This window comes from Hyunsoonleella sp. J2K-J805, assembly GCF_057167125.1.
On sequence record NZ_CM169901.1, the window covers coordinates 2,310,712 to 2,322,987 of the forward strand.

7 protein-coding genes are annotated in these 12,276 nt (G+C 35.8%); 6 read left to right on the top strand and 1 reads right to left on the bottom strand.

What is annotated here, in order from left to right:
• Positions 1 to 318: 318 nt before the first annotated feature.
• Together gltB and AC1B0Z_RS10295 are read left to right on the top strand one after the other, a co-directional pair.
• Positions 319 to 4,830 (top strand): glutamate synthase large subunit, encoded by a 4,512-nt coding sequence (gltB, locus tag AC1B0Z_RS10290; RefSeq protein WP_483791900.1) that lies wholly within the window; start codon positions 319 to 321, stop codon positions 4,828 to 4,830.
• A gap of 4 nt (positions 4,831 to 4,834) precedes the next feature.
• Entirely contained in the window at positions 4,835 to 6,301 is a 1,467-nt protein-coding gene (locus AC1B0Z_RS10295; RefSeq protein WP_483791901.1) for a glutamate synthase subunit beta, read from the top strand.
• A gap of 80 nt (positions 6,302 to 6,381) precedes the next feature.
• Here AC1B0Z_RS10295 and fbp read toward each other — a convergent pair whose 3' ends face one another.
• On the bottom strand, positions 6,382 to 7,386 hold the full coding sequence (gene fbp / locus AC1B0Z_RS10300; protein ID WP_483791902.1) for a class 1 fructose-bisphosphatase: 1,005 nt from the start codon (positions 7,384 to 7,386) through the stop codon (positions 6,382 to 6,384).
• 122 nt (positions 7,387 to 7,508) lie between these two features.
• On the opposite strand from fbp, the gene AC1B0Z_RS10305 reads away from it, so the two are divergent.
• The 4 genes from AC1B0Z_RS10305 to AC1B0Z_RS10320 are packed head-to-tail and all read left to right on the top strand — an operon-like array spanning position 7,509 to position 12,093.
• Entirely contained in the window at positions 7,509 to 7,988 is a 480-nt protein-coding gene (locus AC1B0Z_RS10305) for an N-acetyltransferase family protein (protein ID WP_483791903.1), read from the top strand.
• 1 nt (position 7,989) lies between these two features.
• Positions 7,990 to 9,240, top strand: coding sequence for an aspartate kinase (locus AC1B0Z_RS10310; RefSeq protein ID WP_483791904.1), 1,251 nt, complete (start codon positions 7,990 to 7,992; stop codon positions 9,238 to 9,240).
• A gap of 23 nt (positions 9,241 to 9,263) precedes the next feature.
• Positions 9,264 to 11,093 (top strand): GNAT family N-acyltransferase, encoded by a 1,830-nt coding sequence (locus AC1B0Z_RS10315; RefSeq protein ID WP_483791905.1) that lies wholly within the window; start codon positions 9,264 to 9,266, stop codon positions 11,091 to 11,093.
• A complete protein-coding gene (locus AC1B0Z_RS10320) occupies positions 11,083 to 12,093 on the top strand; it encodes a carboxypeptidase-like regulatory domain-containing protein (RefSeq protein WP_483791906.1) in 1,011 nt (336 codons plus the stop codon). The genes AC1B0Z_RS10315 and AC1B0Z_RS10320 overlap by 11 nt, the downstream gene beginning before the upstream one ends.
• Positions 12,094 to 12,276 lie beyond the last annotated feature (183 nt).

Here is a 12,276-nt window from a genome sequence, read left to right on the forward strand (position 1 = left end):
GGGGTATTACTATTTTAACTTAATTTTATGAAATATCAACAACCATATTCTTTGAAAAATCATTAAGTTTTGTTTCATTTTAATGCGCTTTTTTTTAACAAAACCAAGGATTTATCACTATAATTCACATATTCTCATATATCATTAAATTTTATGTATTGAATATTTATTAAAATATCTCATTATTATTGATAGAAACTTATTTTAAAGTTGGGTTCGATTAAAAAATCGAAATAATGAAATAGGCCTTAATAGAAATATAAATTCTATGCCTACCTTTGTAGTTCGACGCTTTTTTAATTAAATATTTCGTTGATTATGCTGAAGAAACAAGGTCTTTATTCCCCAGAATTTGAACATGAAAATTGTGGTGCGGGTTTTATTTGTAATCTTAAAGGAGAGCGAACAAATCAAATTATACATGATGCCCTAGAAATTCTTGTAAAGTTAGAGCACCGTGGTGGTGTAAGTGCTGATGGAAGAACAGGCGATGGTGCTGGTTTATTGATAGATATCCCTCATGACTATTTTAAACGTGTTTGCGATTTTGAAATCCCAAATCAAAGAGAGTATGCTGTAGGGATGGTTTTTTTACCAAAAGTTGAAAACCAATACAATTACTGTAAAAGTATTTTTGAACAAGAAATAAAAGCACAAGGACTTGTAGTTTTAGGATGGAGAAAAGTTCCTGTAGATTCTACCCAATTAGGACAAATCGCCCTGGCTTCAGAACCTAAAATAGAGCAACTGTTTATAGGAAAATCTAACAACATTGATGAAACCACCTTTAAAGCGAAGTTATACGCTGCGCGTAAAATTACAGAGCATGAAATTAGAAGATCCAAAATTTCTGAAAGCACCTATTTTTATGTACCTAGTTTATCTACAACTACTTTAATATACAAAGGTATTATCATGCCCGAAGATATTGGGCCTTATTATACAGATTTACAGCAAGAAGATCTTGTAACCAGATTAGCGTTGGTACATCAGCGTTTTTCTACCAACACAATGCCTACTTGGGAATTAGCACAACCATTCCGTTTTATGTGTCAGAATGGAGAGATTAACACGCTTCGTGGAAACGTAAGTAGAATGCGTGTACGCGAGGAGATTATGAGAAGTGACGTTTTCGGACCTCAAATTGATAAATTATTCCCTATTATTCTTCCTGGTAAATCAGATTCTGCTTCCATGGACATGGTGGTTGAATTATTGACCCATACAGATCGTTCGCTTCCTGAAATTATGATGATGATGATCCCTGAAGCTTGGGAAAAGCACGCCACTATGAGCGAGGATAAAAAAGCATTCTATGAATATAATGGTTGTATCATGGAACCTTGGGACGGTCCTGCATCGGTACCATTTACTGATGGTGATTATATAGGTGCTCTATTAGATAGAAACGGATTGAGACCATCAAGATATACCGTTACCAAAAGCGGTAAACTAATTATGGCTTCTGAAGTTGGCGTTGTTGATATTGAGCCTGAAGACATTGAATCCCACGGTAGATTAGAGCCAGGAAAAATGTTCTTGGTGGATATGAACAAAGGACGCATAATTGATGATGAGGAAATTAAATCAAAAATTGTGTCTGAGCGTCCGTACGGAGAATGGCTGAATAAAACGCGTTTGCATTTAAGAGACGTGCCTTACACCAGCGAAACGTGCCCTATAGAAACGATAGACATAAAAACAAGACAACGTTTATTTAATTATACGTTTGAAGATATCCAAGAGGTTATCACACCAATGGCTCAAAAGGGCAAAGAGGCACTTGGCTCGATGGGTATTGATACGCCTTTAGCCGTTTTATCAGACAGACCGCAATTAATTTCAAACTACTTTAAGCAGTTATTCGCCCAAGTAACTAATCCACCATTGGATGGTATTCGCGAGGAAATTGTTACAGATATTAGTTTAAATCTTGGTAAAGACCGAAACATTTTTAGTATTACTGAAAGACAGTGCAGAAAACTAAGAATTCAAAATCCGGTTATATCGAATGCCGATTTAGAAAAAATACGAACCATTCAAATTGAAAGTTTCAAAGCTGAAACTATCCAAATACTTTACCCAAAAGCAAAGGGAATGAATGGTTTAGAAGATGCTCTGGATGATATTATCATTCAAATCGTAAAAGCCTTAGAGCGCAAAACCAACATTATCATATTATCAGATAGAGGTGTTAATGAAGAATTTGCGCCAATACCAGCTTTGTTGGCATGTTCGTATGTAAATCATCAAATGAATCGCTTACGTAAGCGTTCTTATTTTGATATCATCATTGAATCTGCCGAACCTCGTGAGCCGCATCATTTTGCCACTTTATTTGGCTATGGCGCAAGTGCCATCAACCCTTATATGGTGAATGAAATTATCAGAATGCAGGTAAAAGAAGGATTCATCGAGAATATGGACGAAGATGAAGCAGTAGAAAATTTCAATAAAGCCATTGGCAAAGGACTTCTTAAAATCATGAATAAGATTGGTATTTCTACTTTGCATTCTTACAGAGGTTCCCAAATTTTTGAAATTGTAGGTTTCAATTCAGAATTTGTTGAAAAATATTTCCCTTACACCGCTTCAAGAATTGAAGGTATCGGTTTATACGAAATTGAAAAAGAAATTAATCAGCGTTATTTGCAAGCCTATCCAAAAAAGCCTATCGACAAAAAATTAGGCTTAAACATTGGCGGCGATTACCGTTGGAGACGTAATGGCGAGCGCCATATGTTTAACCCAACTACTGTTTCTAAATTGCAACAAGCGGTTAGGTTGAGCGATCAAGCTAGTTATGACGTTTACTCAAAAGCCATTAACGAACAATCTGAAAACTTGATGACCATTCGTGGATTATTTGAGTTTGATAATTTAGATCCTATTCCACTGGATGAAGTAGAACCATGGACAGAGATTGTAAAGCGTTTTAAAACAGGCGCGATGTCTTACGGGTCTATTTCCCGTGAGGCTCATGAAAATTTAGCTATTGCCATGAACAGAATAGGTGGAAAATCCAATTCTGGTGAAGGTGGAGAAGATAGAAATCGTTTCCATCCCGATGTAAATGGAGATAGCAGAAACTCAGCTATCAAGCAAGTTGCTTCAGGTCGTTTTGGCGTAACATCGCACTACTTAACAAACGCCAGAGAGATTCAAATAAAAATGGCACAGGGTGCGAAACCAGGTGAAGGTGGACAGTTACCAGGAGAAAAAGTACTACCTTGGATTGCTAATGCAAGAAATTCAACCCCTTTTGTTGGATTGATTTCACCACCACCTCATCACGATATTTATTCTATTGAAGATTTAGCACAACTAATTTTTGATTTAAAAAATGCTAATCGCGATGCGAGAATCAATGTTAAATTAGTATCTGAAGTTGGTGTTGGTACTATTGCTGCCGGTGTTGCAAAAGCAAAAGCCGATGTAGTATTGATTTCAGGATATGATGGTGGTACGGGGGCATCCCCTTTAACCTCGCTGAAGCATGCTGGTTTACCATGGGAACTTGGTTTATCTGAAGCGCAACAAACTTTAGTCCTTAATAACCTAAGAAGTAGAATTGTAGTTGAATGCGACGGCCAATTAAAAACAGGACGTGATGTAGCCGTAGCAGCACTTCTTGGCGCAGAGGAATTCGGTTTTGCAACTGCACCGCTAGTGGCCTCAGGATGTATTATGATGCGTAAATGTCATCTAAATACTTGTCCAGTAGGTATCGCAACGCAGGACAAAGAACTTCGTAAAAACTTTAAAGGCACACCAGAGCATGTGATTAATTTCTTCTACTATGTAGCGGAAGAATTGAGAGGCATCATGGCGCAATTAGGCTTTAGAACCATGGCAGAAATGGTGGGGCAAACCCATAAAATAAATGCTAATAAAGCTATTAGTCACTATAAAGCCAAAGGTCTGGATCTATCAAGTATATTGCACAGACCAGCGGCGTACAATAAATTAATCGTTAGAAATACTGAAGAACAAGATCACAATCTTGATCACGTATTAGATTTTACTATTCTTAAAGATTCTCATCGCGCGTTGTATCGCAAAGAGAAAATGACGCTGCAATACCCTATTGGCAATATAAATAGAACTGTTGGCGCTATCGTAAGCAACGAAATTTCCAAAATCTATGGCCATTTAGGTTTACCTGAAGACACATTGAATATCAACTTTACAGGTTCTGCAGGACAAAGCTTTGGTGCTTTTGGAGCTTTTGGTTTAACCTTTACTTTAGAAGGGAACACCAATGACTATTTAGGCAAAGGTTTATCAGGCGCTAAATTGATTGTGAAAAAACCTGAAAACGCTGATTTTAAAGCTAATGAAAATATCATTGTTGGAAATGTGTGTTTATTCGGTGCAGTAAACGGTCAAGCCTATATAAATGGTATAGCCGGTGAACGTTTTGCTGTGCGTAACTCGGGAGCAACGGCAGTAGTTGAGGGTGTAGGAGATCATTGTTGTGAATATATGACCGGCGGTCGCGTTATCGTTCTTGGCAAAACCGGGCGAAACTTTGCAGCTGGTATGAGTGGAGGCATTGCCTATGTTTACGATCCAGAAAACAAGTTTGTAAATGGTTTGTGCAACACTGAAACTATAGAATTTGAGGATATTACAAGCGAAGACGCTAACGAATTAAAATCGTCTATCGAGAAACATCAACTTTATACAAATAGTGACATTGCTAAAACATTATTATCCGATTGGGACACTGCCTTAGGCAATTTTGTAAAAGTAATGCCAATTGAATACAAACGTGCACTAAAGCGTTTAGAGACTGAAGAACAAATGGTAGAAGAATTAACAGCTTAGAATCATGGGGAAAGTAACAGGTTTTAAAGAATTTGAAAGACAAGATGAAAAGTACACGCCTGTAAAAGACCGTGTAAAACATTATAAAGAATTTACAGTACCTCTTTCTGAAGAGGAAATCACAAAACAGGGATCACGCTGCATGGATTGTGGTATTCCGTTTTGTCATAGTGGTTGCCCTTTAGGAAATCTTATTCCAGATTTCAACCACATGGTGCACCAAGGCGAATGGCAAAAAGCCTCGTGGATATTGCATTCAACAAATAATTTTCCTGAATTTACGGGAAGATTATGTCCTGCGCCATGTGAAAAATCATGTGTATTGGGGATTATTGAAGACCCTGTTTCAATTGAAAATATTGAGAAACAAATTGTGGAACGTGCTTTTCAGGAAGGATGGATAAAGCCCCAACCACCAAAAACAAGAACAGGTAAAACCATTGCTGTTGTAGGCTCTGGTCCTGCTGGTTTAGCTGCTGCACAGCAGTTAAATAGAGCTGGGCATACCATTACTGTTTTTGAACGTGATGATGAAATTGGAGGATTACTACGTTATGGGATTCCTAATTTCAAAATGGAGAAGGAAATTATCGACCGTCGTTTAGCAATTTTGGAAGAAGAAGGTATAACGTTTAAAACCAACGTAAATGTTGGTGTTAATTATGATGTTGAAGCACTAAAAAGCTTTGATGCGGTAGTTTTATGCGGTGGTGCAACTGAAAGACGCAGTTTACCAACACCAGGTATTGATGCCGATGGTGTGGTGCAAGCTATGGATTTCTTAACGCAGCAAACCAAAGTGTTATTTGGCAAAAAGGTAGAGAATCAAGTTATGGCTACCGATAAAAATGTAATTGTTATTGGAGGCGGAGATACAGGTTCTGATTGTATCGGAACATCAAACCGTCATGGTGCAAAATCGGTAGTAAATTTTGAAATTATGCCAAAACCACCAGGACACCGTTCACCAACTACGCCATGGCCTTTTTGGCCATTACAGTTAAAAACATCTTCATCTCATGAAGAAGGTGTTGAGCGTAACTGGCTCATTAACACTAAAGAGTTTATTACTGATAAAAACAATAAACTTACTGGTTTAAAAACTGTTAATGTAGAGTGGAAAATGATACCAGGGCAACGTCCTCAATTAGTTGAAATTGAAGGTACAGAAAAAACATGGCCTTGTGATTTAGCGCTTTTGGCACTAGGTTTTACCGGACCTGAAAGCACCTTAGCCGACAAATTGGGCATTAAAACTGACGCACGTTCCAACTATAAAGCTGAGTATGGCAAATACCAGACCAATGTTCCTAATATTTTTACAGCTGGTGATATGCGCCGTGGACAATCCTTAATTGTATGGGCAATATCAGAAGGTAGAGAGGCAGCTAGACAAGTAGACATTTATCTGATGGGCAAATCAGATTTACCAACAAAGGATGCAAGTGGAGATTTGGTTGGGTTACACTAATAAATAAAACTTACTTGAATAAAAAAATGCGAACTTTTCAGTTCGCATTTTTTTATTATTTTATAATTACCACTACTTTTTTAAGCATCTCGCATAAATTCCTCAACTTTATCTACCATATTTTTACTTCCGCAAATAAAAGGAACACGTTGGTGTAATTCTGTAGGCTCAATATCCATAATTCGGGTAAAGCCATCACTCGCTTTTCCATTGGCCTGTTCAGCTAAAAAAGCCATAGGGTTGCATTCGTAAAGCAGACGTAGTTTTCCATTCGGGTTTCTAGAACCTTGAGGGTATAAATACACACCACCTTTAATCATATTTCTATGAAAATCAGAAACTAAAGACCCAATATATCTTGAAGTATAAGGTCTTTCGCCTTCCTCAGCTTGACAATATTTTATGTAGTTTTTAATTCCTTTAGGGAAATCGAGGTAATTCCCTTCGTTTACCGAATAAATAGTCCCATCCTCAGGAAATTGCATATCAGGATGTGACAAATAAAATGAACCTATTGCAGGGTTTAAAGTAAACCCATTAACACCATCACCAGTGGTATATACCAGCATAGTAGATGTACCGTACACCACATAACCTGCAGCTACCTGTTCGCTCCCTTTTTGTAAAAAATCTTTAAGATCAACAGGTGTACCAACAGGAGTAACCCTTCTGTATATTGAAAATATAGTACCGACAGAAACATTTACATCGATATTTGAAGACCCATCTAAAGGATCAATCAATACAACATATTTATTTTGATGGTTTTCATCTTGACTATTTATTGTAATAAAATCATCTTCTTCCTCACTTGCTATCCCACAAACAATATTTCGTTTTGTTAGGGTTTGAATGAACTTGTCATTAGCATAAACATCAAGTTTTTGCTGATCTTCCCCTTGAATATTTGTATCGCCTACGGCTCCAATTATATCGACTAAACCAGCTTTGTTCACCTCATGGTTTACCACTTTTGCCGCTAAACGAATAGAGTTTAAAAGGCTAGATAACTCACCAGATGAATATTTAAACGATGCTTGGTTTTCAATAATAAATTCTCCTAAAGTTTGTTTTTTGTTTGACATGAATGTTTAAGTTTAGTGCTGCAAATATCTATAAATTTAAGCAAAAATGATGGTTTTGGCTCTATATAAATGCTTTAAAATGATGAACTTTAAGCTATATTTGAATACTTTATACTTAAATTATGGAAATGATAATCAGAGATTCAAAAAGAGAGGATATGCCACAAGTGCTAAAACTTATAAAAGAATTAGCTGTTTATGAAAAAGAGCCAGATGCAGTTGAAGTAACCGCAGAAGACCTACAAAATGACGGTTTTGGAGCACACCCGCAATTTCATTGTTTTGTTGCCGAAATCAATTCTCAAATTGAGGGAATTGCTTTGGTGTATAATCGCTATTCCACCTGGAAGGGAAGGGCTATTCATTTAGAAGATTTAATTGTAAGTGAAAAAATGCGCGGGCATGGTATTGGTTCTAAATTATTGGACGAAGTGGTGAAATACAGCCATAAACTAGGTGTTAAACGCATAAACTGGGAGGTGCTAGATTGGAACGAGCCTGCAATTAAATTTTATGAAAAAAATGGCGCAAATGTTATGCGTGATTGGGATGTTGTGCAATTAAATGAAACTGGTATAAAAAATTATATTTCTAACATATAGCATGCAAGTATTTAAATTTGGTGGTGCTTCAGTAAAAGATGCCGAAGGTGCAAAAAATCTGGCTAAGGTTTTAAAAACCGTTGGATATAAAGACACACTAGTGGTAGTTTCAGCAATGGGTAAAACTACCAATGCGCTAGAAATTGTGTTAAATAATTATTTCAATGAGAAAACCCTACTTAAAAGCGCTTTACAAGATGTTATCAAATACCACAACAGTATTTTGTTAGACCTATTTGAAAATGAATCCCACCCTATTTTTAAAAAAGTGAATGGCCTTTTTAGAGAGCTTAACGACATTTTAAGAACCAATAAATCTCCAGATTACAATTTTGTTTACGACCAAACTATATGTTTTGGAGAATTAGTAGCCACGAGCATTATCAGTGCTTACTTGGATAGCATCAATATAAAAAATCACTGGCTGGATGCCAGAGAACATATTAAAACCGATAATTATTATAGACGTTCCAATGTAAATTGGGAGCAAACACAACAAAACATTTCGTCAAACTTTAAGAAGCATACTTTAAATATTACACAAGGCTTTCTAGGTAGTGATCCTAATAATTTTACAACTACATTGGGAAGAGAAGGTAGTGATTATACGGCGGCCATATATGCGTATTGTCTTAATGCCAAAAGCGTAACCATTTGGAAAGATGTTCCTGGGGTTTTAAATGCAGATCCTAGATATTTTGACAATGCCCAATTGTTGAACCAAATATCCTATGAAGAAGCTATAGAACTAGCTTTTTATGGTGCTTCCGTAATTCATCCTAAAACCTTACAACCTCTACAAAGAAAGGAAATCCCACTATTCGTAAAGTCGTTTGTAAATCCAAAAAGCGAAGGTACTCGCGTTGGCAAAGGCATTACGCTACAACCTAACGTTCCTTGTTTCATAGTAAAAAAGAATCAGGTTTTGATTTCCTTGTCATCTCTGGACTTTTCATATATCGTTGAAGATAACATTAGCGGAATTTTTCAGTTATTACATACGTATAAAATGAAAGTAGATGTTATTCAAAATTCAGCCATCAGCTTTTCAGTTTGCATTGACAATGTTTTTGATAACCTAAAACCGTTGCTTCAACATCTTAAAGCAAAATTTAGGGTAACTTGCTATGAAAACGTTTCACTATATACCATTAGGCATTATAATAATGACGTTTTAGAAAAGTTAGAAGAAGATAAAACAGTGTTATTAAAACAGTTAACTCAAGAAACCGTGCAAATAGTTACTAAATAGTTTTATTTATTACTTTTACGCTAATGGGGAAACAGCAAGATACAGGTTTGGTAACCGCAAAGGAGGTAGCAAAAGCCATACAATTAGACAAGTATGGTTTTTTGGGCACTTTTATAGGATGGTTGCTCATGAAGGTGCTTAAAATATCTACCCTCAACAAAATTTATAAGCGAAATAAACATCTCGAAGAGGTTAGTTTTTTAAACGCCATTTTGGGCGATTTCCAAATTAAATTTGAAATCCCTGATGAAGATTTAAATCGTTTACCTAAAGATGGTGCATACATTACAGTTTCGAATCATCCTTTAGGCGGGATAGATGGAATTCTACTTTTAAAATTGATGCTGGAGCAACGCCATGACTTTAAGATTATTGCTAATTTTTTACTTCACAGAATTGAACCTTTGAAACCTTACATTATGCCTGTAAATCCTTTTGAAGACCGAAAGGACGTAAAATCAAGCATCGCAGGGTTTAAAAATGCCATTTTACATTTGCGCGAAGGACACCCTCTGGGAATTTTTCCAGCTGGAGAAGTATCCACCTATCGTGATGGCAAATTGGTTGTAGACAAGCCATGGGAAGAAGCGGCAATGAAATTGATTAAAAAGGCGGAAGTACCTATTGTTCCCATATATTTTCATGCAAAAAACAGCAAGCTATTTTATAAGTTATCTAAAATTAGTGACACATTTAGAACCGCAAAATTACCCTCAGAACTTCTTACCCAAAAACGACGTACGATTAAAGTTCGAATAGGTAAACCTATTTCGATTAAGGATCAAAAAGAGCATGAATCCTTGGATGAATTTTCAGAATTCATAAGAAAAAAAACATATATGCTCTCCAATGCTTTTGAGGCTAAACCCAAAATACTTGATAATATTTCGTCGTCTTTAAAAGTACCTAAATCACCTAAAAATATCGTAACACCTGTAGATAGCAGTCTCATGGTAAAAGAGGTTGAAGCCCTTAAAAAAGACAACTCCAGATTATTAGTAAGTAAAAACTATGAGGTTTATCTTGCTGATGCTAAAAAAATCCCGAATATTCTTAGGGAAATAGGCAGGTTACGTGAAATTACATTTAGAGAAGTAGGGGAAGGCACAAATGAAGCTATAGACTTGGATGCCTTTGACGATTATTACCACCATATGTTTTTATGGGACAATGAAAGACAATTAATTGCAGGTGCTTACAGAATGGGTTTAGGCTCTAAAATCTTTAAGCTTTACGGCATTAACGGGTTTTATTTACAGGATTTATTTCGGTTTGAACCAGAACTCTACAAAATGATGAGCGAATCTATTGAAATGGGTCGCGCTTTTATCATCAAGGAGTACCAACAAAAACCAATGCCTCTATTTTTATTGTGGAAAGGCATTGTACATACTACATTGCGCCATCCAGAACATAACTACTTAATTGGAGGTGTTAGTATTAGCAATCAATTTTCAAACTTCTCAAAATCCTTGATGGTAGAGTTTATGAAATCGCATTACTACGATCCCTACATAGCGCAATATGTTCGTCCGAAAAAAGAATTCAAAGTAAAACTAAAAGATGCCGATAAGGATTTTGTCTTCGATGAGGCCGAAGCCGATTTAAATAAATTCGACAAGTTTATTGATGAAATAGAACCAGGAGCTTTACGCTTGCCCGTTCTTCTTAAAAAATACATTAAGCAGAATGCAAAACTGGTAGCTTTTAATGTAGACCCACTTTTTAATAACTCGGTAGATGGGTTAATGTACATTAAAATTGCAGATTTACCCGAAAGTACCGTGCGCCCTGTAATGGAGGAGTTTCAGGCGGAATTAGAGCAAAAGTTTATGGAAAACAATGAGGGGTAAATTATTTTCTCTATTATTTTTATTGCATGGATTTATAAGCTATTCCCAAATTATAAAAGGCACTGTTTTAGATGCAAAAACTAAAGCTCCAATTGAAACCGCTACCGTTTATTTTGACAACACCACCATTGGCGTTATTACAAATAGCAAAGGAAAATTTATTGTTAAATATTCAGATGCCATACAATCTCCCCTAATCATATCATTTTTGGGCTATAAAAAACAAGTGATAACCGATTACAGGGAGAAAAATACTATTACAGTTTTTCTAGAAAAGAACCATGAATCTTTAAATGAAGTTATTGTAAATGCTAATGACGGGCTAACCCGAAAACAGAAATTACGGTTTTTTAGAAAAGAATTTCTTGGAACTTCTAGATTTGGAAAATCTTGTACAATTTTAAACGAAGAAGATATTATTCTGCGTTATGACAGAAAACAAAGAGTTTTAAGAGGGTATTCTAAATCACCCTTACACATTGAAAACAAAGCACTACAATATTACATAACTTATGATCTTACTTCCTTTATATTAAGATTTATGCCTCGAGGTTCTGGTAATAACACCTTTGATGTAAGATCAGTTGGCTTTTTTGGCAGTACTTATTACAAGGATTTTGAGATTTCTAATAAGGAAAAAGCCATTAAAAACAGAAACAAGGCTTATGCTGGCTCTAGGTTACAATTTATGCGTGCCCTTTACGCGCAGAAATTTGCAGAAAATAAATTTCAATTATTCTTTAAAAGCACAAGGATTGAAGACCCTTGGGAGTATATTTATATAGAAACTAAAAATGATACTGAGATAAAACGGGTGTCTTTACATCAACCATTAAATATACTATTCAATAATTGGGAAAAATCAAGCATTGAATTTTTAACCCCCTCAATTTTTATAGATTTCTTTGGAAACTATACCAATGTAGACAAAGTGCGCTTCACTGGTGTGATGGGAGAGCAGCGCGCCGGGGAGTTATTACCTTTTGATTATGGCTTGTAATAAGCTAGTATTCAAACTAAAAATTGGCAACTACGATTTTCCCGTAACACATTTCTGGCTTTTCGATAAAATGTGTAAATTTTTACAAAATATTTTACTTTTTCCTATTTTTGTTGTTTTGTTTGAAATGTTCAAAATACAAAAGTTTGTTTCTAGTCTATTCAAGCCCAAATATTTTGAGCA

Coding starts and splice junctions, on each gene's coding strand:
- AC1B0Z_RS10295 (WP_483791901.1), top strand. CDS start 4,835: ATGGGGAAAGTAACAGGTTTTAAAGAATTTGAAAGACAAGATGAAAAG.
- fbp (WP_483791902.1), bottom strand. CDS start 7,386: ATGTCAAACAAAAAACAAACTTTAGGAGAATTTATTATTGAAAACCAA.
- gltB (WP_483791900.1), top strand. CDS start 319: ATGCTGAAGAAACAAGGTCTTTATTCCCCAGAATTTGAACATGAAAAT.
- AC1B0Z_RS10305 (WP_483791903.1), top strand. CDS start 7,509: ATGGAAATGATAATCAGAGATTCAAAAAGAGAGGATATGCCACAAGTG.
- AC1B0Z_RS10310 (WP_483791904.1), top strand. CDS start 7,990: ATGCAAGTATTTAAATTTGGTGGTGCTTCAGTAAAAGATGCCGAAGGT.
- AC1B0Z_RS10320 (WP_483791906.1), top strand. CDS start 11,083: ATGAGGGGTAAATTATTTTCTCTATTATTTTTATTGCATGGATTTATA.
- AC1B0Z_RS10315 (WP_483791905.1), top strand. CDS start 9,264: ATGGGGAAACAGCAAGATACAGGTTTGGTAACCGCAAAGGAGGTAGCA.